Source organism: Bacillus sp. 0209A (assembly GCF_036765095.1).
Lineage (GTDB): Bacteria > Bacillota > Bacilli > Bacillales > Bacillaceae > Bacillus > Bacillus subtilis_G.
This window is the reverse complement of the sequence record NZ_JBAIZV010000002.1, coordinates 438,442-464,913: the sequence shown is the minus strand read 5'-3', so window position 1 is coordinate 464,913 and position 26,472 is coordinate 438,442. Positions and strand designations below refer to the sequence as shown.

Annotated in this window: 31 protein-coding genes; 1 reads left to right on the top strand and 30 read right to left on the bottom strand. The window is 45.3% G+C overall.

What is annotated here, in order from left to right:
• Window positions 1–32 precede the first annotated feature (32 nt).
• The 20 genes from ureC to V6D44_RS07490 form a co-directional block, all read right to left on the bottom strand.
• On the bottom strand, window positions 33–1,742 hold the full coding sequence (gene ureC, locus V6D44_RS07585) for an urease subunit alpha (protein WP_087992673.1): 1,710 nt from the start codon (window positions 1,740–1,742) through the stop codon (window positions 33–35).
• Entirely contained in the window at window positions 1,739–2,113 is a 375-nt protein-coding gene (gene ureB / locus V6D44_RS07580) for an urease subunit beta (RefSeq protein ID WP_087992674.1), read from the bottom strand. The genes ureC and ureB overlap by 4 nt, the downstream gene beginning before the upstream one ends.
• Window positions 2,110–2,427: an urease subunit gamma gene (gene ureA, locus V6D44_RS07575; RefSeq protein ID WP_087992675.1), complete on the bottom strand. Its 318-nt coding sequence runs from the start codon at window positions 2,425–2,427 to the stop codon at window positions 2,110–2,112. Before ureA ends, ureB begins: the two co-directional genes overlap by 4 nt.
• A 99-nt stretch (window positions 2,428–2,526) precedes the next feature.
• Entirely contained in the window at window positions 2,527–3,228 is a 702-nt protein-coding gene (gene urtE / locus V6D44_RS07570; RefSeq protein WP_087992676.1) for an urea ABC transporter ATP-binding subunit UrtE, read from the bottom strand.
• The gene (urtD, locus tag V6D44_RS07565) at window positions 3,225–3,974 is read right to left on the bottom strand and encodes an urea ABC transporter ATP-binding protein UrtD (RefSeq protein ID WP_087992677.1); all 750 of its coding nucleotides are present in this window, start codon (window positions 3,972–3,974) and stop codon (window positions 3,225–3,227) included. The genes urtE and urtD overlap by 4 nt, the downstream gene beginning before the upstream one ends.
• On the bottom strand, window positions 3,949–5,019 hold the full coding sequence (urtC, locus tag V6D44_RS07560; protein WP_087992678.1) for an urea ABC transporter permease subunit UrtC: 1,071 nt from the start codon (window positions 5,017–5,019) through the stop codon (window positions 3,949–3,951). Before urtC ends, urtD begins: the two co-directional genes overlap by 26 nt.
• 11 nt (window positions 5,020–5,030) lie before the next feature.
• On the bottom strand, window positions 5,031–5,933 hold the full coding sequence (gene urtB / locus V6D44_RS07555) for an urea ABC transporter permease subunit UrtB (RefSeq protein WP_087992679.1): 903 nt from the start codon (window positions 5,931–5,933) through the stop codon (window positions 5,031–5,033).
• 32 nt (window positions 5,934–5,965) lie between these two features.
• Complete coding sequence (gene urtA, locus V6D44_RS07550; RefSeq protein WP_087992680.1) at window positions 5,966–7,222, bottom strand: urea ABC transporter substrate-binding protein; 1,257 nt, start codon at window positions 7,220–7,222, stop codon at window positions 5,966–5,968.
• Between the two features lie 216 nt (window positions 7,223–7,438).
• A complete protein-coding gene (locus V6D44_RS07545) occupies window positions 7,439–7,624 on the bottom strand; it encodes a CsbD family protein (RefSeq protein WP_087992681.1) in 186 nt (61 codons plus the stop codon).
• Between the two features lie 70 nt (window positions 7,625–7,694).
• Window positions 7,695–8,174, bottom strand: coding sequence for a hypothetical protein (locus V6D44_RS07540; protein ID WP_087992682.1), 480 nt, complete (start codon window positions 8,172–8,174; stop codon window positions 7,695–7,697).
• A gap of 170 nt (window positions 8,175–8,344) precedes the next feature.
• Complete coding sequence (locus tag V6D44_RS07535; protein ID WP_087992683.1) at window positions 8,345–9,478, bottom strand: response regulator aspartate phosphatase; 1,134 nt, start codon at window positions 9,476–9,478, stop codon at window positions 8,345–8,347.
• 193 nt (window positions 9,479–9,671) lie between these two features.
• Entirely contained in the window at window positions 9,672–10,697 is a 1,026-nt protein-coding gene (gene moaA / locus V6D44_RS07530) for a GTP 3',8-cyclase MoaA (protein ID WP_202327924.1), read from the bottom strand.
• Between the two features lie 15 nt (window positions 10,698–10,712).
• A complete protein-coding gene (gene fdhD, locus V6D44_RS07525; protein ID WP_087992685.1) occupies window positions 10,713–11,501 on the bottom strand; it encodes a formate dehydrogenase accessory sulfurtransferase FdhD in 789 nt (262 codons plus the stop codon).
• Window positions 11,502–11,744: 243 nt separating this feature from the next.
• The gene (locus V6D44_RS07520; protein WP_087992686.1) at window positions 11,745–11,906 is read right to left on the bottom strand and encodes a hypothetical protein; all 162 of its coding nucleotides are present in this window, start codon (window positions 11,904–11,906) and stop codon (window positions 11,745–11,747) included.
• A gap of 92 nt (window positions 11,907–11,998) precedes the next feature.
• The gene (locus V6D44_RS07515) at window positions 11,999–12,673 is read right to left on the bottom strand and encodes a vWA domain-containing protein (RefSeq protein WP_087992687.1); all 675 of its coding nucleotides are present in this window, start codon (window positions 12,671–12,673) and stop codon (window positions 11,999–12,001) included.
• Window positions 12,674–13,000: 327 nt separating this feature from the next.
• Window positions 13,001–13,684: a vWA domain-containing protein gene (locus tag V6D44_RS07510; RefSeq protein ID WP_087992688.1), complete on the bottom strand. Its 684-nt coding sequence runs from the start codon at window positions 13,682–13,684 to the stop codon at window positions 13,001–13,003.
• Window positions 13,685–14,079: 395 nt separating this feature from the next.
• Window positions 14,080–15,111 (bottom strand): stage II sporulation protein D, encoded by a 1,032-nt coding sequence (gene spoIID / locus V6D44_RS07505; RefSeq protein WP_087992689.1) that lies wholly within the window; start codon window positions 15,109–15,111, stop codon window positions 14,080–14,082.
• A 194-nt stretch (window positions 15,112–15,305) separates the two neighbouring features.
• Window positions 15,306–16,616 carry a UDP-N-acetylglucosamine 1-carboxyvinyltransferase gene (gene murA, locus V6D44_RS07500; RefSeq protein WP_087992690.1) on the bottom strand — a complete coding sequence of 437 codons (1,311 nt, stop codon included), beginning with the start codon at window positions 16,614–16,616 and terminating at the stop codon, window positions 15,306–15,308.
• A gap of 33 nt (window positions 16,617–16,649) precedes the next feature.
• Window positions 16,650–17,390, bottom strand: coding sequence for a YwmB family TATA-box binding protein (locus V6D44_RS07495; RefSeq protein ID WP_087992691.1), 741 nt, complete (start codon window positions 17,388–17,390; stop codon window positions 16,650–16,652).
• Window positions 17,391–17,523: 133 nt separating this feature from the next.
• The gene (locus tag V6D44_RS07490) at window positions 17,524–17,754 is read right to left on the bottom strand and encodes a DUF1146 family protein (protein WP_003227691.1); all 231 of its coding nucleotides are present in this window, start codon (window positions 17,752–17,754) and stop codon (window positions 17,524–17,526) included.
• Window positions 17,755–17,931: 177 nt separating this feature from the next.
• Here V6D44_RS07490 and V6D44_RS07485 point away from each other — a divergent pair, with 177 nt between their 5' ends.
• On the top strand, window positions 17,932–18,405 hold the full coding sequence (locus tag V6D44_RS07485; RefSeq protein ID WP_087992692.1) for a hypothetical protein: 474 nt from the start codon (window positions 17,932–17,934) through the stop codon (window positions 18,403–18,405).
• Window positions 18,406–18,437: 32 nt separating this feature from the next.
• Here V6D44_RS07485 and V6D44_RS07480 read toward each other — a convergent pair whose 3' ends face one another.
• The 10 genes from V6D44_RS07480 to upp form a co-directional block, all read right to left on the bottom strand.
• Entirely contained in the window at window positions 18,438–18,836 is a 399-nt protein-coding gene (locus V6D44_RS07480; RefSeq protein WP_087992693.1) for a F0F1 ATP synthase subunit epsilon, read from the bottom strand.
• A 23-nt stretch (window positions 18,837–18,859) separates the two neighbouring features.
• Complete coding sequence (atpD, locus tag V6D44_RS07475) at window positions 18,860–20,278, bottom strand: F0F1 ATP synthase subunit beta (protein ID WP_010328918.1); 1,419 nt, start codon at window positions 20,276–20,278, stop codon at window positions 18,860–18,862.
• A gap of 25 nt (window positions 20,279–20,303) precedes the next feature.
• Window positions 20,304–21,167, bottom strand: a complete 864-nt coding sequence (atpG, locus tag V6D44_RS07470) for an ATP synthase F1 subunit gamma (RefSeq protein ID WP_087992694.1) — start codon at window positions 21,165–21,167, stop codon at window positions 20,304–20,306.
• 76 nt (window positions 21,168–21,243) lie between these two features.
• A complete protein-coding gene (gene atpA, locus V6D44_RS07465; RefSeq protein ID WP_010328920.1) occupies window positions 21,244–22,752 on the bottom strand; it encodes a F0F1 ATP synthase subunit alpha in 1,509 nt (502 codons plus the stop codon).
• Between the two features lie 16 nt (window positions 22,753–22,768).
• Window positions 22,769–23,314 carry a F0F1 ATP synthase subunit delta gene (locus V6D44_RS07460; protein ID WP_087992695.1) on the bottom strand — a complete coding sequence of 182 codons (546 nt, stop codon included), beginning with the start codon at window positions 23,312–23,314 and terminating at the stop codon, window positions 22,769–22,771.
• Window positions 23,311–23,823: a F0F1 ATP synthase subunit B gene (gene atpF, locus V6D44_RS07455; protein WP_003221894.1), complete on the bottom strand. Its 513-nt coding sequence runs from the start codon at window positions 23,821–23,823 to the stop codon at window positions 23,311–23,313. The genes V6D44_RS07460 and atpF overlap by 4 nt, the downstream gene beginning before the upstream one ends.
• A 162-nt stretch (window positions 23,824–23,985) precedes the next feature.
• On the bottom strand, window positions 23,986–24,198 hold the full coding sequence (gene atpE / locus V6D44_RS07450) for a F0F1 ATP synthase subunit C (protein ID WP_003151167.1): 213 nt from the start codon (window positions 24,196–24,198) through the stop codon (window positions 23,986–23,988).
• Between the two features lie 45 nt (window positions 24,199–24,243).
• Window positions 24,244–24,978 carry a F0F1 ATP synthase subunit A gene (atpB, locus tag V6D44_RS07445; RefSeq protein WP_333516390.1) on the bottom strand — a complete coding sequence of 245 codons (735 nt, stop codon included), beginning with the start codon at window positions 24,976–24,978 and terminating at the stop codon, window positions 24,244–24,246.
• Window positions 24,979–24,985: 7 nt separating this feature from the next.
• Complete coding sequence (gene atpI / locus V6D44_RS07440; protein ID WP_148962516.1) at window positions 24,986–25,369, bottom strand: ATP synthase subunit I; 384 nt, start codon at window positions 25,367–25,369, stop codon at window positions 24,986–24,988.
• 415 nt (window positions 25,370–25,784) lie between these two features.
• Window positions 25,785–26,414, bottom strand: a complete 630-nt coding sequence (gene upp / locus V6D44_RS07435; RefSeq protein ID WP_087992697.1) for a uracil phosphoribosyltransferase — start codon at window positions 26,412–26,414, stop codon at window positions 25,785–25,787.
• Window positions 26,415–26,472: the final 58 nt, after the last annotated feature.

Here is a 26,472-nt window from a genome sequence, read left to right as displayed (position 1 = left end):
AGAACGGCCGGATGCACCCCGGCCGTGTCTTGTCAGAATAAGAAATATCTTTGTCCAAGCGGAACATAATCGACAGGCTGGCAAGACAGTTCCTCTCCGTCAGCAAAGACCTGATAGGTTTTTGGATCAACTTCGATCTTCGGCAAAGCTGAGTTCAATTTCATATCCAGCTTGCTCAGCTTTCTGATATTTTTGACAGGAGAAATTCTTTTTTCCAGCCCTAAACTTTCCGCCACACCCCGCTCAATGCTTGCCTGAGACATAAATGTAATGGATGTTGAACGGTTGGCTTTTCCGTATGACGCATACATTTGGCGCATAAATACCGGCTCAGGCGTCGGAATGGACGCGTTCGGATCTCCCATTTGCGCACGTGCAATCATGCCGCCCTTTAAGACAAGTTCCGGCTTAACGCCGAAAAATACCGGGTCCCACAAAACGAGATCAGCAAGCTTCCCTTTTTCCACCGAGCCGACTTCATGGCTGAGCCCGTGAGTAATTGCCGGATTAATCGTGTATTTGGCAATGTAGCGTTTTGCTCGCACATTGTCGTTTCCGTTTTCGCCAGCAAGAGCGCCGCGCTGTTTTTTCATTTTGTCGGCTACCTGCCACGTTCGGATGATCACTTCACCGACCCGCCCCATTGCTTGGGAATCCGATGATGTCATGCTGATCGCGCCGATATCATGGAGAATATCCTCTGCCGCAATGGTCGCAGCCCTGATTCTGGAATGGCTGAATGCCACATCTTCAGGCACTTTCGCATCTAAATGGTGGCAGACCATCATCATGTCAAGATGCTCCTCCATCGTATTAACAGTATAAGGAATGGTTGGCGTTGTGGATGACGGCAGAATGTTTGCGTAAGAGGCGAGTTTCATAATATCCGGAGCGTGGCCGCCGCCTGCTCCTTCAATGTGATAGGTATGAATGACCCGGTCCCCGATCGCGTCGAGCGTGTTTTCCAGGAAGCCCGCTTCGTTAATCGTATCGGTATGGATGGCGACTTGAATATCAGCCTCATCCACAACTTCCATACACGTTTTGATGGCGCTTGGCGTCGTGCCCCAGTCTTCATGAAGCTTAAGGCCGATGGCGCCTGCTTCCACCTGTTCGACCAGCGGCGCTTTATCGGATGCATTCCCTTTTCCTAAGAAGCCGACATTGATCGGAAACGCCTCGGCCGCTTCCAGCATCCTTGCCATATACCACGCGCCAGACGTACATGTTGTCGCTTTGCTTCCTGTAGCGGGTCCTGTCCCGCCTCCCAAAAGGGTCGTCACACCTGAAGAAAGCGCAACTTCCATCTGCTGAGGGCAAATAAAATGAATGTGCGTATCCACTCCTCCGGCTGTTAAGATTTTACCTTCACCGGAAATCACCTCTGTACCCGCGCCAATGACCATATGCGGATCGACTCCATCCATGATATCAGGGTTTCCGCTTTTTCCGACGCCGACAATCCGTCCGTCCTTAACACCGACATCCGCTTTAACAATGCCTGAGTAATCCAAGAGCACGACGTTGGTAATGACCAAATCCAAAGCGCCATCTTTCCCTGTGATTCTGCCGTTTTGACCCATGCCGTCACGGATCGTTTTTCCGCCGCCAAAGACCATTTCTTCACCGTATACTGTGAAATCCTGTTCAACCTCGATCCATAAATCCGTATCGCCCAATCTGATTTTATCGCCCGTTGTCGGGCCAAACAGCTCCGCATATTGCTCCCGTGACATCTTCATCGGATTACACCCTCCATCCAGCCGGCTTGTTTTAAGTTGGCTAACGTCTTTTCTTTGCCGCGTCCATCGATATATGTATCGGCCATTCCGTTCAGTCCCCGTACTGTTTTTCGTCCGCTGAATTCAACAAGCGTGACGGTTTTCTCCTCACCTGGCTCAAAACGGACCGATGTGCCTGACGGAATGTCGATACGCATGCCGATGGTTTGTTCACGATCAAATGATAATGCACGATTGGCTTCCGCAAAATGAAAATGCGAGCCGACTTGAATGGAGCGTGATCCGGTGTTTTTCACCGTTACCTCCCGTGTCTGGCGGCCTTCGTTAATCGTAATCGTTCCCTCAGCAATTTGAAATGTTCCCGGCTTCATGACGTCACCTCCGCAGAAATCGGCTGGTGTACGGTGACAAGCTTTACTCCGTCAGGGAATGTGGCTTCCACCTGAATGCTGTCGAGCATCTCAGGCACACCCTCCATCACGTCTTTTTCCGTTAACACATGGCGGCCGGTTTCCATCAGCTCCGCCACTCTCTTTCCGTCACGTGCGCCTTCCATGATAAAGCAGGTGATATAAGCGGCGGCCTCGGGATAATTCAGCAGAACGCCGCGCTCCTTTCGCTGTTTGGCTAGTTCTCCCGCTGCAAAAATGAGCAATTTCTCTTGTTCAACCGGTGTCAGTTTCATCTGTAGTCCTCCTTCTTTTTTCATATAAAGCAGATGTGGTTACTACGAATTTACGGAACATGCAGGCGGGACATCACCTCCCTTACTTCAGCATAAAAATCATACAGTAAGATGCCTTTCAAAGCGGCGTGCCGTTTCTTCATCGGCCTTCCCATCATCAATAACCGTTCCCCTGTCGATCACATAAAGGTGGTCAGCACATGTTAACGCTTTTTCCAGACTGTGCTCGACTAACATAACGGAAATGTCCTTTTTTCTGGCAATTTCCACGATAACTTGTCTGATTAGTTCGACAATTGACGGCTGGATTCCTTCCATTGGTTCATCAAGTAAAATAATTTTCGGATTTCCCATCAGCGCTCTGGCAATTGCAAGCTGCTGCTGCTGCCCTCCGCTTAAATCGCCGCCTTTGCGGTCAAGCATCTCCTTTAAAACGGGAAACCACTGAAAAATTTCTTCCTTGATCTGCCCCGTCCGCTTTTTCTTCGGAAGCGGCTCCTCCCCGAGCAGCAGGTTGTCACGAACGGTTAAGGAGGAAAAGATATCTCTTCCCTGCGGAACGTACGCAATCCCCGCTCTTGCCCGTGTTTCCGCCTTTTCGTTTTGAACAAACGTTTGATTAAAACAAATATCCCCCTGTTTAGCCGGAAGCAGGCCTATGATTGTTTTCAGCAAAGTGGATTTGCCGACTCCGTTTCGGCCTAATACAGCGACAATCTGCCCCGGACGAACCATCATGCTGAGGCTGTGCAAAACCATCGATTGATCGTAACCGGACGTTACATTGCTGACGGTAATCATGACACACTTCTCCTTCCTAAATACACCGCTTCCACCTCTTCATTGCTTGTGATGTCATCCATCGACCCTTCACAAAGCACTTTGCCTTCATGCATGACCGTGACTTTTCTTGAAAACGAACGCACAAAATCCATATCGTGCTCGACAATCAGAACAGAGCACGTTTTCGCGATCTCTTCAAGCAAGGCTCCGGTTTTTTCCCGCTCCTTTCCCGTCATGCCGGCAATCGGTTCATCCAGCAGCAAAAGCTTTGGCTCCATGGCGAGCTGCATGCCGATTTCAAGCCATTGCTTCTGTCCGTGTGACAGGCTTCCGGCTGTTAGATCCCGTTTGTCATCTAACCCTATCAGCCTCAGGATGTCTATCATCTTGTCACTTTGCTCTTTTGTCATACGCGCTGTCAGCAATGAAAGAATCGTTTTTTTCTGTTTCATGGCAAGTTCGAGGTTTTCAAACACTGTCAGCCGCGTAAAGACACTCGGGGCCTGAAACTTTCTGGCGACCCCCAGTTTCGCGATCTGATATTCCCGAGTCTTTGTCAATTCATCCGCTTCCTGAAAAAGAACTTCACCCGAATGCGGCTTTGTTTTTCCGCAAATGATGTCCAGCAAAGTCGTTTTTCCGGCGCCGTTCGGCCCAATCAGAAAATGGATATCACGTTCCTGCACACTGATATCAGCGCCCCGCAAAGCCCAAAACCCGTCAAACTTAACCTTCACGTCACGGCAGGTAAGTATCGGTTTCATAAGCAGCCGCTCCTTTCTTTTTTGAGGAGGAAAGCTGGTTTATAAGCTTCTCGAACAGCCCGACAATCCCTTTTGGCATATAGAGCACAACGATGATAAACAGTGCGCCGAGGAAGTACAGCCAAATGTCAGGATAATATTCGCTTAAATAGCTTTTCATTCCGTTCGTTAGAAGTGCGCCAAGCACCGCCCCGAAAATGGAGTGCCTGCCGCCGATCGCCACCCACAGCACCATTTCCACCGAAGGAATGATGCCCATCATTTCCGGCGAGATCATCCCGTCCTGAAGCACAAACAGCATCCCGGCAATCCCGGCCATCGCAGCGGATACACAATAAATAAACACTTTAAAAACGGTGGAATGATACCCGAAAAAACGGACTCTGTTTTCTCCGTCGCGCACCGCCTGCAATAGCCGCCCAAAACGGCTTCTCGTCAGAAACAAAGCGAGCACGACAGAAGCACCGAGGAAAAAGAGTGCCGTAAAATACAAAATCCGCTTCATTGCGGGATCGGCCAGAGAATACTGGAAAATGGAATAGAAATTCGTGAGGCCATTCGTGCCGCCTGTGATTCCCTGGCTGCCGATGAACAATGTGACAACCACCACAACAACAGCCTGAGAGATCAACGAAAAATAAACGCCCTTTATGTTGTTGCGGAAGGTAAAGTAACCGAGTAAAAAGGCCAGAAAGACAGGCACAGTGACTGCCGCGGCAATCGCAGCTAAAGGGTTCCTGAACATTGCCCAGATCCACGGCAGTTCAGTGACCCCTGTCCACTCCATAAAGTCAGGAATGCCTGACGGCGAGGCTTCTATTTTTAAATACATAGCCATGCAGTAAGCACCCAATCCGAAAAAGACGCCATGTCCCAAACTCAAAATGCCTGTATATCCCCAAATCAGGCAAATGCCGACCGCTACAATCGCAAAGCACAAAAACTTTGCCAACAGCCCTAATCGAAACTCCTGCAGCAAGAACGGAGCGGCGATAAGAAGAGCAAACATCACCAGATACGGACTGAATTGTGAAAACCGCTTCATCCGGTTCCCTCCTAATCAAGTAATCTCGTTCTGACACTCGCAAGACCTGAAGGCCGCCATTGCAGAAAGAGAATAATAAATGCAAACACGACAACCTTGGCAATCGTAGCACTTGTGGAATACTCAACGAATGTGCTCAGCAAACCGACGGCCACCGCGCCTATAATGGTGCCTTTCAATTTTCCGATTCCTCCTAAAATAACGATCATGAAAGCATCGACTAGGTAAGATGAACCGAGAGTAGGCCCAATTGAGCCAAGCAATGTGAGTGAACTCCCCGCGATACCGGCCAGCCCGCTTCCGAGCGCGAAAGCCAACGTATCGGTTTTTCTCACAGATACGCCGAGACACGATGCCATGCTCCGGTTCAGCGTAACAGCCTGCATCCGCCGCCCCGCAGAGGTTTTAAATAAATAGAAACCGAGCAGCGCCAGCGTAAAAAAAACGAGCGCCAAAATAAACAGCCTTTTATACGGAAAGGTAACGGAAAACAGCGTCACCCCACCCGTCAGCCACTCAGGAGACTTGACGGCCACATTCGGCGCGCCAAAAATCGATCTGGCCGCCTGCTGCAGAATCAAGCTCACTCCCCACGTCGCCAAAAGGCTGTCGAGCGGACGGTCATATAATCGCCTGACGATCACTTTTTCAATGACAATCCCAATAAGCGCCGCAACCGCAAACGCCATGATGATTGCGATTAAAAAATAGTAAGAAAACAGGGAAGCCGGCAAATAGCTGATAAATAGCTGCTGAACGACATATGTCGTGTAGGCTCCTGCCATAATCAGCTCACCGTGCGCCATATTAATAATGTTCATCAAACCGAATGTAACGGCCAACCCAATCGCAATGAGAATCAAAATAGATCCGAGACTGATCCCGTTAAATAATTGAGTCATGACGACAGACATGTTCCGCCTCCTCTCCCGCAAACGGCTTTGATTTATTTAGATAACCCCTTTGCCCAATCGTACGATTTTAAATACGGATCAGGTTTTACCGGGTCACCTGAGTTCCATACTTCTTTAAACTGTCCATCCCCCGTGATTTGCCCGATTCTGACCGTTTTGTACAGATGCTGTGTATCTCCGTCGATTTTCACTGTGCCGCCCGGGGCTTTGAATGCAATCCCGTCAGCCGCTTTCTTCACCTTATCGACATCAAAGGACTTCGCTTTTTCAACAGCTGCTGCCCAGAGATAGACCGCATTATAGCCAGCTTCAATCGGGTCGCTCGTCACCCTGTTATCGCCGTTCATCTTTTTATAGTTCTTCACGAATGTTTGATTTTCGCTCGTATTGGTTGTCTGAAAGTAATTCCACACCGCATAATGTCCTTTTAGCACATCAGGGCCGATCCCCCGAATTTCTTCCTCAGCGACACTTGCCGACATCACAGGCATATCGTCAGCCGAGATGCCCGCATCTTTCAGCTGTTTGAAAAACGCCACGTTGCTGTCGCCGTTTAATGTATTAAAAATGACATCAGGCTGTTTTTCTTTGATTTTGCTGACGAGCGTACTGTAGTTCGTGTGGCCGAGCGGCGTATACTCTTCACCGGCAATTTCTCCTCCGGCCGCTTTCACCTGCGCTTTAATGATTTTATTGGCTGTTCTCGGGAACACGTAATCTGATCCGATCAGAAAGAACTTCTTACCTTTATTCTTCAGCAGCCAATCAACAGCCGGAACAATTTGCTGATTCGTCGTTGCTCCGGTATAAAAAATATGAGGTGATGACTCCATTCCCTCGTACTGCACCGGATAGAACAGCAGCCCGTTGTTTTGCTCCACAACCGGAAGCATGGCTTTGCGGCTCGCTGATGTCCATCCGCCAAAAATAGCAGCGGCTTTATCCTGCTGAAGCAGTTTTCTCATTTTTTCCGCATAAACAGGCCAGTCTGAAGCGCCGTCTTCCACGACGGGTTCAAGCTTTTTGCCGAGAACTCCGCCTTTTTGGTTGATTTCTTGAATCGCCATTAACTCCGCATCATGTACGGACACTTCGCTGATCGCCATAGTTCCGCTTAACGAGTGAAGAATCCCAACCTTCACTGAATCACCGCTTGTGTCGATATCAACTGTTTTTTTCGCATCCCCGCTGGCTTCCGACACTTTCTTCGGCGCAGCGCATCCCGTCATCAGAACCATGAGCAGAAACAACAGAAAAACAACCTGTATTCCAACCCCTTTGTTTTTCATTCAAAACCTCCCTTTTGTGATTCCACTAGCTTATGTAATAAAAGTTAACATCTTATGTCATCATTATATAGAAGAGAGCCAATATTTCATATAATATTTTAAAAATTTAGATACTTTAACCAAATCGACTGCTTTTTTTGTTACATTTATTAACACATCCAAACAAGCGCACAAAAAAAGGCAAGAAACATATCGTTTCCCGCCTCTTCCGTACGATTAATCTTTATTGAATTTATCCTTCGCTTCCCCGATATCCTTTTGGATCTCGCCTTTTGCCTTATCTTTTTTGCCTTCAGCCTGCATATCCGCTTTATCGGTCATATCTCCGACTTTATCCTTCGCTTCTCCTTTGGCTTTATTGAAGCCGCCTTTCATTTTATCTTTTACACTATCGTTACCCATGTTGATTCTCTCCCTTCATATCTGTGTACTTGTTACCTTCCCGATCTAAGAGGCGGTAAACATTTGAATGTTAATTATCGATCTCATAGCGTTCTCCGTAGCGAAGCACCTTATAAATCGCCAGCCCGTCTGATGTCTTTTTCTCAGAATATCGAACCGGCAGCAGGGCGAAGAACACATAATACGTAGAAAAATAGACAAACTGATAGAAAAACAAATTCGGTTTTAATACACTGTGTATAATCAGCAAATTGACCGCGAAAATCGTTATCAGGTTAAACAGGCTGCCCCCGGCATACACGAGTGCATGTGAGAACCGATTGTCGGTTTTCAGCTCACCAAACCTGCAAAAAGAATCGATGAAATAAATCGCTCTGATCCGTATCGGCCCAATCTTAAACAGCGTTTTGCCCATCCCAATATCCAATGATCCTTTTCCGCCAAAAATTAAAGCCATAAAGCTGTGCCCTGAAACATGTATGATCTGTACAAGCGGCAGAACAATGAGGAAAGACCATAAAAACTTCACAATATCATTGAAACCAAACATCGAATTCCCCCCTCACGCTTGTCAATGACTCAGGCACCTTCTGAACCCGGCCATGTTAAGTTGTTCAAAAGCATATGTAGCGATTTTTCCTGTTTCGTCCGGAAATAAACGTTGCGATACTCTCCTTTTTTTGTATATAAAAAAACCATCTGGCAGCAGATGGTTTCGTCTTACACTTGATATAAACAGTCGTTCCTTTGGATCATCTCTCTCATGCTGACCGCTTTTTCATAAAAATACACCGCTTCTTTGTATTGTTCACGATGACTGCAATAGGCGGCAGCATCCAAAGCGAATTCTTCAATATATACATACAGGGATTTTTCTTCCATATAGTCAAATACTTCTTGAATCATATCTACATTGACACATTCCACATATAAAGCCTGCAGAAATTTATATTTTGCCAGACTGAAGAAATCGTTTCGTTTTTGAGCGATGGCAATCCCTTTTTCATAGTACCGCGTCGCGGCTTGGGCATCTTCTTTTTTGAAAAGAACGCGAGTCAGGCTGAAGAGCGCTTTCGGAAGCTGTTCCAGCTGATGCTCCTCAAAGACAGGCAGCGCTTTTTCAAAGTATGCCGCAGCTTGATCCAGCTCGCCTTTATCGTCATAGCAATTCCCCATATTGTAGAGGGCAGATCCGATCAAACGGGGCTGTCCTTCCAATAAAGCCAGGCGATACGCGTCATCCAAATGCTCAAGCGCCTTTTCATAATTTCTGTAGTCAATGTAGTTTCCTGATATCACGAAATGGCATTGAATTCTTCTGACTCTGTAAAAATCGTGATCCTTGTATGTCTCAAGCGCCTGTATGGCATGGTTCATGGAAAAGTGTGTCTGCTTCATGACATAAAAAACTTCAGCCACTTTAAAATGATATTCCGCTCTTTCAATTTCATCTTCCACAAACGCAAGCATCTTTTCAGCTTTCCGATAAAAGGATATGGCTGAAATATAATTGTTCTGTTCAAATTCGTACATTCCTCTGAACAAGTGAAAATAATACTCAGATAACCCGGAGATGCTGTTCTGATTGCTTTCCAGCGTTTTGATCAATTCACGATATTGAAGCTGAGATTCCTCGTGCAGGTCAGGTTTTACATAATCCAGCATAATTTGGTGACGGTAACTGATCAGCTGGTAATACAGCAGAAGCAGCTGATCCTCTTCCATATGTTCGATGTTCTGATCAATCTCTTTCTTCAGCTTAACGGCATCAGCCACTTGAAATGCTAAAATGTGCTTATACCACTTATTGATTTTCACTCCTACTTGAGATGACGGGATCTCGTACGCGGCCATGCCCCTCCAACCCTTTCTATTTTCTAATTGGTTATATTTTATCATAATGTATGGCATTGGAATTAAAAATTCTTACAATGATTCCTTCTTTATGCCTATCCTTATATATTTCGGTGTTTGTAACTATTTTTTGCCCTTGGACTCTTATAAAAAAAGCTTACCGGACAGTGCCGATAAGCTTTTTACATGAAATTCAGCCGCCAATATAAGACATTTCCACTTTCTTTTTGCCTAATGCTTTTGATAGAGTACGATCGACCGAATACTGATCGATCCGATTTTTCCATACTGTGCCGATCATCTCCGCCAGTTCGTCATCACTTAACTCCTGCCGTACCGGCGCTCTGAGGTCAAACCCGCCTGCAGCGAATAAGCAGGTAAACAGCTCCCCTCTCGCAGAAAGACGGGCCCTGTTGCATGATCCGCAGAACGCATCAGATACAGATGATATGACGCCGATTTCCCCTGATCCGTCCAAGTAGCGGAATCTGGAAGCCACTTCGCCTATATAATTAGGCGCTATCGGTTCTACCGGCATGTGTTCATTGATCAAATCAATGATTTCCGCCTTTGTCATGACGTCCTTCTTTTCCCATTGGTTGGTGTTCCCAACATCCATAAATTCGATGAATCTCAGGATATGCCCTTTTTCTTTAAAATAACGCGCCATAGGCATTATATCTTTTTCATTGACGCCCTTTTGGACGACCATGTTGATTTTAACACCGAGCCCCGCTTGCTTCGCCGCTTCAATGCCTTCAAGCACCTTGCTGACAGAAACCCCGCGCCCGTTTATCTTTTTAAACCGCTCGTCCTCTAAGGAATCAAGGCTGATCGTGACCCTTTTCAGCCCGGCTTCCTTGAGCCTCTCCGCATAAACAGGCAGCAGTGATCCATTTGTCGTCATCGCAATATCACGGACACCCGGAATACGGGCCAGTTTTTTGATTAATTCGGGCATATCCTTTCTCATGAGAGGCTCTCCGCCGGTTAAGCGGATTTTTTCAACGCCGAACCTTGTGACAAACAGCGTCGCAAGCCGTTCCAGCTCCTCAAATGAAAGCAGTTCCTCTTTCTTTAAAAAAGGATAATCCGGGCCGAATAATTCGGCGGGCATACAGTACGTGCATCGGAAGTTGCAGCGGTCTGTAACAGAAATGCGAAGGTCTCTCAGCGGCCTGTTCCTTTTATCCAACATCTGACGCGATTCTGTATTCATAGCTACAGCCCCTTCCTATCCCCCGATTCTCTCAGGGTGTGTATATACATTAAATGATCCGTTTCTGACGAATCCGATCGCTGTGATATTTAATTCTTCCGCCATTTGAATCGCAAGCTCCGTCGGGGCCGATTTGGAAATCACAATCGACACGCCGATTTTTGCCGCTTTTAACAGGACTTCTGATGAGATTCTGCCGCTAAACACAATCAGTTTGTCGCGGACAGATATCCCGTTCAGCAGGCAGTGTCCGTATAATTTATCAAGCGCGTTGTGCCGGCCGATATCTGCGCGCATCAGGAGCAGCTTCTCTGTGTCGCAAAGCGCCGCATTGTGGACGCCTCCCGTATCCTGAAACGTTTCGCTCCCTTTCTGTAAATCTTTCATAAGCGCCAGACATGCTTCAGGCGATATTTTCATTTGGCTGACAGCCGTTTTTGCGGTTTTGACATCCTGCTGAAAATAAAAATGGCGGCCCTTTCCGCAGCATGAGCCGATCACCCGTTTTGTATAATCCTTTTGATCCAATGCCTCAGGATGAATGAGATCGACATAAACAAAACCGAGACTTTCATCTATTGTAAACCTTTTAATCTCTTTTTGAAATCGTATAACACCCTCTGATGCGAGAAATCCGATGACAAGCTCTTTGATATGCTCCGGCGTACAAACGAGTGTCACAAATTCACTCCCGTTCAGTATCACTGTCAAAGGATATTCCGTCACTATCCGGTCTTCAATTTTGCTTATTTCCCCTTGTTCATAGCGCCATACATCCCTGACCGCAGTTAGTTTATCATTCAATTTCTCTTCCCCTCCGCAATGTTCCTGCCTTTATATTTTTTCATAATCCCCGGATTTTGTCGAATTCTGAGACATAAAAAGAGCCCTCTGTATAAAGGGCTTTCACAGGATGTGATGACGGCGGTGTTAGGCAGGACGCCTAAGGATTTAGCCGCCGTTCGTTTCATAACACGTGAGCACCAAGGTGCATTGACAATAATGCGGGGTTTGTCGACACGCTGAGAGCCCTCTATATAAAGGGCTCTATGTTTGATTATGCTGATTCTTTTTCACGATCACAAACAGCACAACAGCTGCGATCAAGGTGAGAATGCTGACAAAAAAGAAGGCTGCCAGTTTTAGAAAAACACCGAGCAAGACAAACGCCACGGCGGCTATAAGAAAAATCATTCCTAATAATCTCATATGTTCAACCCCTTTTAAGGGTATCTTTCCCGCACAGATCGTTTTTAAACCAATAGAAAAAGGCGCCTGGGGGAGCGCCTTCATACAAGCGATTACTCAGTAAATTTTTGTGCTTCTTTTTCCCAAGTCTGTTCGAACTCATCCGCGCTGTTCGCTGAAATATATTCTCCGCCGCCAGCAACAGCCGCCTGTTTCATCTCTTCGTTTCCTTTCACATCAAAGTTAAATCCGATAATGTTTACAATCGTATCCACATTCGCTTCACGAAGCTTTTCAATTTCAGCCGCTGGATCTCCGCCGCACGTTTCTTCACCGTCAGTGATTAAATACACCACGTTTTTTCCGTCTGCGTCGAATGCTTCAAGTTCTTTTCTTGTATCTGAAAGTGCTTTGGCAATCGGTGTCCAGCCAGTCGGCTTGATCTCGCTCAATGAATTGTCAAACAGTGATCCTTCATATGGATGAAGGCCGTAAATGGTTTCCGTCGTGCTGCATGAAAGAGCTTTTCCGGACAGTTTATTGTTTCCAGCATGTCCGAAAACGCGAAGCATGAGATTTGTATCCTTCGGAAGCAGCTCGGCAAAAGACTTGACGGAATTTTTGGCAATATCTATTTTGCGCTCTCCTCCTGTTTTTTGAACCATGCTTCCGCTTCCGTCAAACAAAACAGCCACATTTGTGTCCGCCTGTTTCTCAGCGGCAAAAGACGGGGAGGCAAAGGAGACAGTCAGCAATCCAATGATACCGGCAGCCAGCAATTTTTTCACGTTTAATCTTCCTTTCTCTATCATATTTTCCAACTTTATGTTGGATTATCCTTTATGCTAGAATATGAAATTGCAAAAAGATATAGGGCAAGCTGCCTTTTGTACCGCTTTCACTTTCTGTACAAAATCGCTTGATATGCCGGTGATTTTTAGCTATTTTCGCCCATAAAGTATATACAGACTGTAACACCATTCATTCTTTTTTCTCCTTGGTCAAGACAGAGAAACGAAAATCTGCTACTATGCTACAGGCTGACAGCGAATCACTTTTGAACATTTTGTTACATACAAAAAAGAGGCTGACCATTATCAGCCTCTCTTTTTTTCTTATTCAGATAACATCAATGATTGCTGAGTGAAGATTTTCTCAACATCTTTTTGAGTATACGCAGGGAAGTATTCACCGCCGCCTACTTTCGCAATCGCGTTCAGCTGGCCTTTGTATCCCTCTTTATAATCAAAACCGATCACATTCACAGTGATATTGTCTTTGTGCAGTTCTTTTGCTGTTTTAATCGGATTTCCTCCGCACGTTTCCTCACCGTCTGTCAGCAGATACACTACTTTTTCTCCTTTAGTATCAAGCTGATCAAAAGAAGATTTCGCCTCGTTCAGCGCTTTGGCAATTGGCGTCCAGCCAGTCGGCCCGATTGCATTAAGAGAATTGAGGAAGCTTTGTTCGTTAAAGCTTTGGAAGCCGTATACGTTGCGGATAGATTCACATGACTGAACCTTTCCGGAGTTTTTATTGTTTCCTTCTGAACCAAACACGCTCATTTTCACCTGAGTGCCTTCCGGCAGTGAGCTTGCAAACTTTGAAATTTCTTTTTTAGCTGAATTAAATTTAGATACACTGTCTATTCTTTTCGCCATACTTCCGCTGGCATCAAGCAAAACTGCCACGTTTGCCGGATCTTCAGCCTCCGCTTCTTTCTTTTCAGCTGCAAAAGCAGGTGAGGTTAATCCAAATAACAAGCCTGTCATCATGATCAGTGAAAATCTTTTCTTCATGCTCGTACCCCTTTACAAGTTTGTTTCTGCGTGCAGATGTTCAACGCTGAACATCATTAATCGTAATCGACAAAAACAGAGAAATAAATAGGGCGGGCTTCCCCATTGCTGTTGTTTACTTTTGCATAGAAACCTTTGTTTTTATTAGTGATTTCCGCCTAACACTATTAAGAAAAAAGAAGATTGTCGGCCTTTCGGCTTTCGTTATATGAGTCTGTCGAAGTCTGTCGATATATGTGGATTACTTTACCACAATCTCAAAGTGAGCAATCAGGAAAAAGGAACTGATTCCCTTGTCGCCCTAAAGGCTGTCAGGAGCTTCTCTAAAACATTTCAACCGCTCTTAGATAAAAGACATTTAAGAACAGAAAAAGACGCTCAATGAGCGTCTTTTTCTACTTCTTCGCCATATATTTATTCAAAAACGAATCTGCTTCAGAAATTTGTGTACCTTGGTAATAGTACTTCACAATGTCATCAACCGTTTTTCCTTCTTTCGCCATAAAATTCGCGCCATATTGGCTCATCCCGACACCGTGGCCAAATCCTCTCGTCGTGACTGTAATCGAGTCTCCGCTTCGCTTCCATTCAAAATCGGCTGAATTGAGGCCCAGTTTTTCGCGTATGTCTCTTCCTTTCAGCGTCTTGCCGTTAATAACGGCCGTTGCGACCTGGCGGCCCGGTGTTTCTCCGGTAATCTGTCCGACTGTGCCAGACCCATCCAGCTTGACGCCAAGCTTTTGTTCAAATTCTGAGGCTGTAAAGGTTTTCGTTGCCTTATATTTCGGAGACTTTTTATCCCAAGCGCTTTTGACGCTTTTTAAATATGGTATGGCACTTGTCCAATAGGCTTCAGCATTTTCTGTGTAGCCGTTGCTTGTGGAGAAAAAGGAGGCTTCAATCGGCTGGTTGTTGTACGTTAGGATTTTGCCTTGCGTGCTGGCAACCGCATCTGTGATTTTCTTCAAATCCCGCTCGTAGCTCGCGCCCCACTGTTTTTTCAGCTCCGCTTTGCTTTTATACACCTGAAACATCTGTGTATCATCCACCAGTGAGCCTTTAGGAGCCTCTACCGCTGAATTTGAGACCATCAGTCTGACAATAAACGTTCTGGCGGCGAGAGCCTGAGCTTTCAGCGCTTCAGATTCAAAGGTTGCCGGCATTTCGGAGGCGACGACTCCAATCACATACTCTTCAAGCGGAATGTTTTCTACGGATTGATTTGCGGTTCGATAGACGGGAATAGAAACAGGCGATGCTTTCAACGTTTCCGCTCCTTTTGATGCCGATTTCGTGCTGACTGCTGTCTTTCCTGATTCTACACTGGCCCCCGCCTCTTTGTTATGCTGGAATGGTATGACCAAGAGTGTGGGAACCAAGAGAATCAATGCACATAGTACAGATAGTGTGATTACGAATTGTTTCATATTCAGCTGCCTCCTGCTCGGAATTCGACTCTAGTCTAGTCTATGGGCAGGGACAAGCTAATATGACCCTCGTTTTGGACAGAAACTTTATTTGTCATTTACGTATTCTTTTTTGCTATTTTGCGCATAATGATGATAATACACGAAAATAAAAAACCAGTATGCCAAAGTGACATACTGGTTTTTAGGTAAGTTTATGCGTTTAAGTCAGAAACGACTTCTTTGTTCTCTTGCTCAGAAGCAGACTCATCATTTACACGTTCGATGTCTGCGCCAATACCTTCAAGCTTCTTATGGAAATCAACGTAACCGCGGTCTAAGTGCTTCAATTCAGTAACACGCGTATGACCTTCAGCCACTAACCCCGCAAGAATCAGCGCTGCACCTGCACGCAAGTCAGTCGCTGCAACTTCAGCTCCCTGAAGCTGTACAGGACCGTTAATGATGACAGAACGTCCTTCAATCTTGATATCACCATTCATACGGCGGAATTCTTCCGCATGCATAAAACGGTTTTCAAAAACAGTTTCTGTAATCATGCTTGTGCCGCTTGCACGAAGCAGAAGCGCCATCATTTGTGACTGCATATCAGTCGGGAAGCCCGGATGAGGCATCGTTTTAATGTCAATCGGTTTGAGTTCTTTCGGGCCGATGACACGCAGGCCTTCACCTTCATCCTTAATCGTTACACCCATCTCTTCCATTTTTGCAATTAAAGAGGTGAGGTGTTCAGGAACCGCTCCTTTAACTAATACGTTTCCTTCAGTGATTGCAGCAGCAACCATAAATGTGCCCGCTTCAATGCGGTCAGGAATAATATGGTGTTTTACGCCGTAAAGCTTTTCGACACCTTCAATTTTGATGGTGCCGGTGCCAGCTCCGCGGATTTTTCCGCCCATGCCGTTGATATAGTTTGCTAAATCAACGATTTCGGGTTCTTTCGCCACGTTCTCTAGCGTTGTTGTTCCATCAGCCAGAGCGGCTGCCATAATCAGATTCTCTGTAGCTCCTACACTTGGGAAGTCCAGATAGATTTTTGCGCCTTGCAGACGGCCGTTTACTTCAGCTTCGATGAAGCCGTTGCCGACTTTGATTTCTGCGCCCATTGCTTCAAAACCTTTTAAATGCTGATCGATCGGTCTGGAACCAATTGCGCATCCGCCCGGAAGCGCAACTCTTGCATGACCTGTACGCGCAAGAAGCGGCCCCATAACAAGCACGGACGCACGCATTTTACGAACATATTCAAAAGGTGCTTCAGTTTGCAAAGCGTATGAAGCATTTACAGTCACTTCATTATTTTCAAAATGCACATCTGCTCCTAAATGACGCAACACTTCGTTAATTGTATATACATCGGAGAGCGTAGGTACATCACAAATTACGCTTTTTTCTTCACTTGCTAATAAAGATGCAGCGATAACAGGTAAAACGGCATTTTTAGCGCCTTCAACTTTGACTGTGCCGTTTAACTTTTGACCGCCGCGGACGATGATTTTTTCCAAGGTATTCCCCTCCGCGTCCCTAAATTCTCTATATTAATATTCAGTCGTAACGATTGGTGTGCCAACCGTAACGGTATGTTTTCCGCCCATTCCTGCACTTCTAAGTGCAATTTGCAAATTCATTTTATGTTTTGAGGTCATGATGGACTCTTTCCACTCATCTGTAAACGCAGAAATAGAAACGAAATTTGGCTCAACTACATGTTCTACAGTTCTTGCTTGAAATTCATTTAATAACTGATTTGCTTTTTTTTGCAAAACAATACTCATATTATCATCTAAATGACCATTTAGACAAGTAAAAATAACTACTTTTTCTTGGAATATCCCGAGTGACTCACGTTCAAACTGTTCATATGTATCATTCCAGCTATTCGGTGTCTCAAGACTCATTTGCTCATATAATAAATACGAAGTTGGGTTGTGTTTTTTGAGGGTTGTGACAAGCTGCAGCCTAAAAGAAGTGCGATTTTTTTTGTCAGTATATGTGCCCATTGCCTTTACGACCTTATCTTCCTGTGCAAGTACCCAATCATATTGACGATATTTTGTTTTTAAACGTTGCACTTTTTGATAAAATTCTTTTTCGGTCAGCGACATGTTTTGTTTGGCATGCAATGTCCATTTATCTATTAACACATCTTGGCGTTTCATCCCCTCAGCGATTTGCGCTAACGGCGTTAACTCACTCGCATGAATGGTATGAAAAAAAGCTATGACGAAGCTTAACATCACGGAAATGATAATGGCGCGGCTTACTTGTTTTTTGTACATATTCATCTCTCCCCCTTATCCCCAGTTTTACCGGAGGCGAGAGGCGCCATACGTAAAAATCTTCGTCAAAACTCGAGCTATTCGCTTATACCCCTTCCCCAACCATTCCCGTGATTATGATGTTCAAAACCTATTAAAATAGATAGGGAAGCTGCTGTGAATAATTGAGGTAATCTAAAAAGAAATTTGCAACGGCCGTTCCAATAGCGATTGTCAGCAAAATCATCAGGAGTCTAGCTTGCACAACTTTGCCTTTTTTGATTAACGGATCGATATTGACGGCTTGCAGTGCCCACCAAGTCACCGCTATAAAAATCAAGTGAACGACAATGCCGATTGCAGCCTGCTGTCCCAATACACTCATCTATTCCACTCCTTTCATCCTTTATCCGCGTTTTTACCCTTTCTTATTATATAAGAAGCACAGATAAAGATGATACCTTTTATACAGAACGGAATAATCAGCCAAATCTAGGGTTAATCCCCGCTTAAAGTACGATTCTCTTACATGGTATACTTTGTTGGAAAGGAGCTGGCAAACGTGAATCATTCTTTTTTTCAGCCTGAAAAGCAATACGGTGAGGATTTGCCAATTTTTGAACAGGAATGGGAAGCAATTGCATTCTATTATGATTATAGACAGTCACAGATTGAAGAACTGAATGAATTGTGTCAGTTTTATAACATTTCTCTTACCTATACGAGAGAAAGCCTTGAAGAGCTTGAAAACCTTTATTTTCAAAGTATACAAGAGCTTTTGCTTGCTGATTGGAATCTTCCTATTGAAGAATTCGAGAAAATGATCAGTGTGTATCTTATAGATTGCGTGATTGCCCATCATGAAGATGCGGAATGGATCGTAAAGCCTTACCCATACACAGACGGCGCTTATACAATGGGTTTCAGAAGACATCGTAAATCATGGCATACCGTGAATTGCTGTGATCGTTTATACTTGCGGCAAAAAGAGAGTCAGCCGCTGCTGTCGCTGTTTGATTCTCTTATGCGATCATAAAAAAATCCTTCTCATAAAGAGAAGGATTTTTTCTATTTCCCTGCTACATCCAATCTGTTCAAAGCCCGCTGTAACGCAAACTCAGCCCGACGAATGTCAGTATCACCTGATTGAGAATTCAAACGCTCCTGCGCCCGCTGGCGTGCAGCTTCAGCGCGCTCTTTATCGATGCCTTCCGCTGTCTCCGCAGTTTGGGCAAGGATGGTCACATGATCAGGACGGACTTCTACAAACCCGCCGCTGACAGCAACCAATTCAGTCTGTCCGTCTTTTTTCAGACGGACAGCGCCAATTTTAAGAGGAGCCACGGTTGGAATATGACCTGGCAAAATACCGAGATCGCCGCTTTCGGCTCTCACACTCACCATTTCAATATCCGCATCGTATACTGGGCCGTCGGGAGTAACGATATTGACTTTAACGGTCTTCATGCTTTTACCCTCCTAGGACCAGATTAAACTTCTACACCCATTTCTTTTGCTTTCTCAACAACTTCTTCGATACGGCCTACAAGACGGAACGCATCTTCAGGAAGATGGTCGTATTTGCCGGCTAAGATTTCTTTGAAACCTTGAACCGTTTCTTTTACAGGCACGTAAGAACCTTTTTGTCCAGTGAACTGTTCAGCCACGTGGAAGTTTTGAGAAAGGAAGAACTGAATGCGGCGTGCGCGTTGAACGACAAGCTTGTCTTCATCACTCAATTCATCCATACCGAGAATCGCAATGATATCTTGAAGCTCTTTGTAACGCTGAAGCGTTGATTGTACTTCACGGGCAACTGCATAATGCTCTTCTCCGACAATTTCAGGAGCAAGGGCGCGTGATGTAGAAGCCAACGGATCAACCGCGGGGTAAATACCCATTTCTGTTAACTTACGCTCAAGGTTTGTTGTCGCATCCAAGTGAGCGAACGTTGTTGCCGGCGCCGGGTCAGTGTAGTCATCGGCAGGCACGTAGATCGCCTGGATAGATGTAACTGATCCAACGTTTGTAGACGTGATACGCTCTTGAAGCTGACCCATTTCAGTCGCAAGCGTCGGCTGATAACCAACCGCTGAAGGCATACGGCCAAGAAGGGCTGAAACCTCTGAACCCGCTTGTGTGAAACGGAAAATGTTATCGATGAAGAACAGTACGTCCTGTCCTTGTTCATCACGGAAGTGCTCAGCCATTGTAAGGCCTGTCAAAGCAACACGCATACGGGCGCCCGGCGGCTCGTTCATTTGGCCGAATACCATGGCTGTTTTGTTGATTACGCCAGAGTCGCTCATTTCGTAGAACAGGTCGTTCCCTTCACGAGTACGCTCCCCTACACCGGCGAATACAGAGATACCGCCGTGCTCTTGCGCGATGTTGTTGATTAATTCCTGGATTAATACGGTTTTACCTACACCTGCACCGCCGAACAAACCGATCTTACCGCCCTTGATGTATGGAGCAAGCAAGTCAACAACTTTAATACCTGTTTCAAGAATTTCAACTTCTGTTGAAAGCTGATCAAACGAAGGCGCCTGTCTGTGAATCGGATCCTTTTTCGCATCCGCGGAAAGCGGCTCATTCAAATCAATATTTTCTCCGAGTACGTTAAATACACGGCCGAGTGTTACATCACCAACTGGTACTGAGATTGGCGCTCCTGTATCAATAGCTTCCATTCCGCGCTGAACACCGTCCGTAGATGCCATTGCGATTGTACGGACTGTATCATCGCCTAAATGAAGAGCGACCTCAAGCGTTAAATCAATACCTACTTCGTTTTCACTTGCTGGCTGTGAAACTTTAATCGCATTATAAATTTCAGGCAAGTGACCGTCTTCAAAACGCACGTCGACGACCGGCCCTAATACCTGGCTAACGCGTCCTTTCTTCATCGCTATCCCTCCTGACAAAATCTTTCTATTCTAAAGCGGCTGCTCCGCCGACAATTTCCGTAATTTCTTGTGTGATGGCTGCTTGGCGAGCGCGGTTGTAAGAAAGCGAAAGTGAATCGATAAGTTCCTTCGCGTTGTCTGTCGCGTTTTTCATCGCCGTCATTCTTGCAGCGTGCTCACTTGCTTTACTGTCAAGAAGCGCACCGAAAATTAAGCTTTCCGCGTATTGAGGAAGCAAAACCTCCAGAACCTCCTCTTCAGACGGTTCAAATTCATAAGACGCCGTTCTTTTACCGCCGCCGCTGCCCAAATCAGATAACGGCAGAAGTTTTTTCTCCGTTACTTCTTGAGAAATGGCGCTGACAAAATGGTTATAAACAAGGTGCAATTCATCATACGCACCATCTGTAAACATTTGGATCGTTTGTCGGGCAAGATCCTTAATTTGTGTAAACGTTACTTCATCTCCAAGCCCTGTTAACTCGGAAATGATCGGAATCTCACGTTTCTTAAAGAAATCACGGCCCACTCTTCCGATGACGATCACCGCGTACTCATCCTTAGACTGATGACGTTCTTGCATGGCCTGATAAGCACTTCGTAAAACCGAACTGTTAAAAGCGCCGGCAAGGCCGCGGTCAGACGTAATGACTAGGTATGCTGTCTTTTTCACTTCTCTGCTGAGAAGCATCGGATGCTTCACGTTGCCGGAAACTCTTCCGACGTTTGACACAACCTCTTGGATCTTATCCATATATGGCACAAATGATTTTGCATTGTTTTCAGCACGATTCAGCTTAGCCGCAGATACCATCTGCATGGCTTTTGTAATCTGGCTCGTTTTTTTCGTTGACGTGATCCTTGACTTAATATCGCGTAATGAGGCCAAAGATTTCACCACCTTTTCTCTTCATCTGCGTAAAAAGAGAGAAAAAGAGAACCTTTTTCTCTCATCAGCATTCGAGTTAGTTGCTTGGTGCAAATGTGCGTTTGAAGCCTTCGATTGCAGCTTTGAAGTCTTCATCAGCAGGAAGGTTTCCTGTTTTCGCAATTCCATCAAGCAGTTCTTTATGGTTTTGGTCAAGGTACATGTAGTACTCTTCTTCAAAACGTCTGATGTCCGCTACAGGAATATCATCAAGATGTCCTTTTGTCAGCGCATAAAGAATGGCTACTTGCTTTTCAACCGGAAGCGGCTTGTTCAGGTCCTGCTTCAGCACTTCAACTGTACGCGCACCGCGGTTCAGTTTCGCCTGAGTCGCTTGGTCGAGGTCAGATCCGAATTGAGCGAATGCTTCCAGTTCACGGTATGACGCAAGGTCAAGACGCAACGTTCCTGATACTTTTTTCATCGCTTTGATTTGCGCTGAACCGCCGACACGGGATACAGACAATCCGGCGTTGATCGCTGGACGTACGCCTGAGAAGAACAAATCAGATTGCAGGAAGATTTGTCCGTCGGTGATAGAGATAACGTTCGTCGGAATATAGGCAGAGATATCTCCGGCTTGTGTTTCTACGAACGGCAGAGCTGTAATTGATCCTGCGCCTTTCGCGTCGCTAAGCTTTGCTGCACGCTCAAGCAGGCGGGAATGAAGGTAGAATACATCCCCAGGGAACGCTTCACGGCCCGGCGGACGGCGTAGAAGCAAGGACAGCTCACGGTAAGCAGCCGCTTGTTTAGAAAGATCATCGTATACAACAAGAACGTGCTTGCCGTTGTACATAAATTCTTCTGCCATTGTAACCCCTGCATACGGAGCCAGGTACAGAAGCGGTGCCGGCTGTGACGCAGACGCCGTTACAACGATTGTATAATCAAGCGCGCCGTGCTTACGCAATGTTTCTACTACGCCGCGGACTGTTGATTCTTTTTGACCGATCGCAACGTATACGCAGATCATGTCTTGGTCTTTTTGGTTCAGGATCGAGTCGATCGCAACAGAAGTTTTACCTGTTTGACGGTCACCGATGATCAGCTCACGCTGGCCGCGGCCGATTGGGATCAGTGCGTCGATCGCTTTAATACCCGTTTGAAGCGGTTCATGAACGGATTTACGGTCCATAACGCCTGGTGCAGGGCTTTCGATCGGACGTGTTTTGCTTGTGAGGATCGGGCCAAGTCCGTCTACCGGCTGACCTAATGGGTTCACAATACGGCCGATTAGTTCCTCACCGACAGGAACCTCCATGATGCGGCCTGTTCTTTTTACTTCGTCTCCCTCACGGATCTCACTGAAAGGCCCTAAGATAACGATACCTACGTTTGATTCCTCAAGGTTTTGGGCCATACCCAGAACGCCGTTTGAAAATTCGACAAGTTCACCGGCCATACAGTTGTCAAGACCGTGCACACGCGCAATACCGTCACCGACTTGGATGACTGTACCTACGTCTTGAACTTCAATATCAGATTGATAATTTTGTATTTGCTGTTTTATCAGCGTGCTAATCTCTTCAGCTTTGATGCTCACTTAGGTTTCACCCCTTCTATCGATTTTCCCCGGCTAGTTGACGTTCAATGCGCTGAAGCTTTCCGCTTACGCTGCCGTCAAAAATCCGGTTTCCAATGCGGACTTTAATGCCGCCTATTAAATCCGTCTGCACTTCATTTTTGATTCTCAGTGAAGCGACTCCGGCTTTTTGTGCAAACACTTGTGATAATGATGAAATTTCCGTATCCGTCAGCGGTTTCACTGAATATACGATTGCGTCTTCTGTTTGACGGGCCTCATTTGCGAGTTTGATAAACTCATCTGTGAGATCAGGCACAATCGCTGCCCGATGGCGGTCAATCAAAAGAAAAATCGTATTGAGCACGGTCTGTGACAAAGAGCCAAATACATTTTGAATCAACTCTTTTTTCTTCGCAGCCGGCACCTTCGGATGGTTTAACACATCATTAAGCGCTTTTTCATTTTGGAATACTTCTTTTACAACGATTAGCTCTTCTTCTACTTGATTCAGCTGAGCGGACTCATTGGCAATATCAAAAAGAGCTGACGCATATCGTTTAGAGACAGCTGATCCACTCATCGGCTTTCTCCTACCTCTTTAAGATAGTCCTGAATCAATTTCTCTTGAGCCTGTTCATCCAGTTCTTTTTCGATCACTTTCGACGCAATCATGACAGATAGAGACGCTACTTGCTCACGGAGAGCAGAAACCGCCTGTTCTTTCTCCTTCACAATTTCAGTTCTTGCTGCTTCTTTCAGACGTTCAGATTCTGCACGTGCAGCCTGAATAATCTCTTCTTTTTGCTTATCTCCCAGTTTCTTTGCGTTTTCGATAAGAGTTTGGGATTCCTGTCTTGCTTCTTTTAAAAGAACGCGCTGCTCTTCAATCAGCTGCTGCGCTTCTTTATTTTTTTCTTCAGCAGACGTAATTTCTCCAGCGATGTGGTCTTCACGCTGTTTCATTATGTTTAATAGCGGCCCTAAAGCGTATTTCTTCAGAAGCGCTAATAAGATTAACATAGCTAACAGTTGGAACAGAATATCTCCGCCGTTAAACGACAATCCTAGTTCAAGTGGTAATTGAGACATCTACTACGGCAACTCCCTTCTGCAGGTTTTTCTTTGCTGATCCAGCAGCCGCACTTGTCTCTTTTCAGCCGGCAAGGCGGGATGCTTATCAGACATAAAGCAATGGCGAAGGTTCTCTTGGAATGATCTTCGCCATTTTTAGTTCATATAAGGCTTTTATGCTTAGCCAAAGAACGCTAAGAATGCGATAACGACAGCGATAATTGGAAGGGCTTCAACTAATGCGATACCCATGAACATAAGAGTTCTAAGTTCTTTACCTGCTTCCGGCTGACGGGCAATCCCCTCTACCGTACGTGAAACAATCAAACCGTTACCAATACCTGCACCAAGTGCGCCTAAACCAATTGCAATTGCAGCTGCTATTAAATTCATGAAAAAGTTCCTCCTTTTAAATGTTATCCGTTTGGATATAATGTTTTAATGATCATGACTGATTTTATGAGACATGTACACCATCGTGAGCATTGTAAAGATAAACGCTTGGATGGCACCTATAAATAAACTGAATGCTTGCCATGCCAGCATCGGCAGAATAGCGCCGATTGTACCGACAAGACCGAGAGCCACGCTTTGCGAATAATGGCTTGTCGCTAAACCCGCAAGCAGGCCGAGAAGAATCTCACCGGCGAAGATGTTACCATAAAGCCGCAATCCGAGAGTCAGCGTATTCGCAAACTCTTCGATAATTTTCATCGGGAACATGAGTGGAACAGGTCTTAAAAAGTCTTTGGAATATTCCTTGAGCCCTTTCATCTTCACACCATAGTAGTGGGTTAAAGCGACAACCATCACGGCTAGCGTTAATGTAATGGCAGGGTCGGCTGTCGGAGATTTCCACCAGAGCTCATGTCCGATTGTAATAGAGAACGGCAGCCCCAGCATATTCGACACAAATATGTACATCAGCAATGTGACACCAAGTGCCAAGAAGTTAGCCCCTGTTTTCAAATCCATTGTACTGCCGATAATATTGCGGACGAAATCCACAACCCATTCCATAAAATTCTGGGCTTTTCCGGGACGAATCGAAAGCGTTCTTGTCGTTAATATCGCAATCAATAAAACAATCACACTCGCCACAGTAATCATCAGAATGTTTGTCAGATTAAAAGTAAGACCTAGAAATTCAATAGTTCTGTATTCATGATTCAAAGGGTTTTCACCTCTCTTCCATTGATGAACGTTTAAGCTGGATAATAGAATCTATCATAATGACAGGATATATTGTCATTAATCCAATAATTGTACTTGCCATATGAAAATGCTCGGGATATTTATAGGCGACAGCCACAGCAAGAATCGCATTGCACCACCGCGCTGCGCTCCCCAGAGATCGTATGGACTTTCCTTTCTCAACAGCTCTGTCAAAAGCGTTCATTCTTCTGATGAGCAGTAACAAATTAAACAAACTGAAAACAGTTCCCAGAATAAGGCCTAAAAAAACGGTTTTATACGCTGTTAAACCATAACCCAGTACATACACTGCCAAAATGCATAATAGATATTTTCGTTGTCTGCTAAATGTAAGCTTGGGATCGTCCATCAACTATCTGTCTCCTGATGAAAAAATAATGTATTTCTTAGATACGGCAAAATCAGCGGTTAACCCTAGTAGAAGACCTTTTTTGACCGACAAAACGGGCCTGTTCGAAAAAATCATTCATCCGCAAGCCTTGCAAGGATGCTGTTTCATTCGCTTAAATAAATCCTCATAATACGGGTTTACTGAGAGGATTTATATTGAGGATGAGGACTATAATGAAAGCTATGAAAACCTTCTCATAATACCCTCGTTTAGCATACAATAGCCCCTAACAAGTGTCAATCTGTTTAAAGTTAAAAAACTTTTTATACTGTGAGCCTCCACAGAATGTTCACATTTTCACCTATAATTGTATACAAATTGACCGAATAGCAAATAACTGGATAAAAAAAGGAAACCCCTTTCGGGATTCCTTTTATTTTGTTCCAAACATACGGTCTCCCGCGTCTCCGAGACCTGGAACGATATAACCTTTTTCATTTAATTTTTCATCAAGCGCCGCGATGTAAATATCCACGTCCGCATGATGCTTCTGCAATTCTTCCACACCCTCCGGCGCCGCTACAAGGCACATGAAACGGATATTTTTCGCACCGCGTTTTTTGAGGCTGTGAATCGCTTCTACAGCAGAGCCGCCTGTAGCCAGCATCGGGTCAACCACGATGAATTCACGCTCTTCCACGTCAGAAGGAAGCTTGACATAGTATTCCACGGGTTTTAAGGTTTCAGGATCACGGTACAGGCCGACATGTCCCACTTTCGCTGCAGGAATCAGCTTTAAAATGCCGTCAACCATTCCCAATCCCGCTCTGAGGATAGGAACCACTCCAAGTTTTTTTCCTGAGATGACTTTCGATTTCGCAGCCTGAACCGGTGTATTGATATCCACTTCTTCTAAAGGAAGATCGCGGGTAATTTCAAACGCCATAAGAGTGGCTACTTCGTCTACAAGCTCTCTAAAATCTTTCGTACCTGTATTTTCATTCCGTATATATGTCAGCTTATGCTGAATTAAAGGATGATCAAATACATAAACCTTTCCCATACTGTGTTTCAGCTCCTTTTTTATTGTCCCATCAACAATTACACACTTCTATTGATTC

Bases quoted from the DNA above. Each gene is read 5' to 3' on its own strand.
- ureC (WP_087992673.1), bottom strand. From the start codon at position 1,742: ATGAAGATGTCACGGGAGCAATATGCGGAGCTGTTTGGCCCGACAACG.
- ureB (WP_087992674.1), bottom strand. From the start codon at position 2,113: ATGAAGCCGGGAACATTTCAAATTGCTGAGGGAACGATTACGATTAAC.
- ureA (WP_087992675.1), bottom strand. From the start codon at position 2,427: ATGAAACTGACACCGGTTGAACAAGAGAAATTGCTCATTTTTGCAGCG.
- urtE (WP_087992676.1), bottom strand. From the start codon at position 3,228: ATGATTACCGTCAGCAATGTAACGTCCGGTTACGATCAATCGATGGTT.
- urtD (WP_087992677.1), bottom strand. From the start codon at position 3,974: ATGAAACCGATACTTACCTGCCGTGACGTGAAGGTTAAGTTTGACGGG.
- urtC (WP_087992678.1), bottom strand. From the start codon at position 5,019: ATGAAGCGGTTTTCACAATTCAGTCCGTATCTGGTGATGTTTGCTCTT.
- urtB (WP_087992679.1), bottom strand. From the start codon at position 5,933: ATGTCTGTCGTCATGACTCAATTATTTAACGGGATCAGTCTCGGATCT.
- urtA (WP_087992680.1), bottom strand. From the start codon at position 7,222: ATGAAAAACAAAGGGGTTGGAATACAGGTTGTTTTTCTGTTGTTTCTG.
- V6D44_RS07545 (WP_087992681.1), bottom strand. From the start codon at position 7,624: ATGGGTAACGATAGTGTAAAAGATAAAATGAAAGGCGGCTTCAATAAA.
- V6D44_RS07540 (WP_087992682.1), bottom strand. From the start codon at position 8,174: ATGTTTGGTTTCAATGATATTGTGAAGTTTTTATGGTCTTTCCTCATT.
- V6D44_RS07535 (WP_087992683.1), bottom strand. From the start codon at position 9,478: ATGGCCGCGTACGAGATCCCGTCATCTCAAGTAGGAGTGAAAATCAAT.
- moaA (WP_202327924.1), bottom strand. From the start codon at position 10,697: ATGAATACAGAATCGCGTCAGATGTTGGATAAAAGGAACAGGCCGCTG.
- V6D44_RS07520 (WP_087992686.1), bottom strand. From the start codon at position 11,906: ATGAGATTATTAGGAATGATTTTTCTTATAGCCGCCGTGGCGTTTGTC.
- V6D44_RS07510 (WP_087992688.1), bottom strand. From the start codon at position 13,684: ATGAAGAAAAGATTTTCACTGATCATGATGACAGGCTTGTTATTTGGA.
- spoIID (WP_087992689.1), bottom strand. From the start codon at position 15,111: ATGAAACAATTCGTAATCACACTATCTGTACTATGTGCATTGATTCTC.
- V6D44_RS07495 (WP_087992691.1), bottom strand. From the start codon at position 17,390: ATGTACAAAAAACAAGTAAGCCGCGCCATTATCATTTCCGTGATGTTA.
- V6D44_RS07490 (WP_003227691.1), bottom strand. From the start codon at position 17,754: ATGAGTGTATTGGGACAGCAGGCTGCAATCGGCATTGTCGTTCACTTG.
- V6D44_RS07480 (WP_087992693.1), bottom strand. From the start codon at position 18,836: ATGAAGACCGTTAAAGTCAATATCGTTACTCCCGACGGCCCAGTATAC.
- atpD (WP_010328918.1), bottom strand. From the start codon at position 20,278: ATGAAGAAAGGACGCGTTAGCCAGGTATTAGGGCCGGTCGTCGACGTG.
- V6D44_RS07460 (WP_087992695.1), bottom strand. From the start codon at position 23,314: ATGAGTGGATCAGCTGTCTCTAAACGATATGCGTCAGCTCTTTTTGAT.
- atpF (WP_003221894.1), bottom strand. From the start codon at position 23,823: ATGTCTCAATTACCACTTGAACTAGGATTGTCGTTTAACGGCGGAGAT.
- atpE (WP_003151167.1), bottom strand. From the start codon at position 24,198: ATGAATTTAATAGCAGCTGCAATTGCAATTGGTTTAGGCGCACTTGGT.
- atpI (WP_148962516.1), bottom strand. From the start codon at position 25,369: ATGGACGATCCCAAGCTTACATTTAGCAGACAACGAAAATATCTATTA.
- upp (WP_087992697.1), bottom strand. From the start codon at position 26,414: ATGGGAAAGGTTTATGTATTTGATCATCCTTTAATTCAGCATAAGCTG.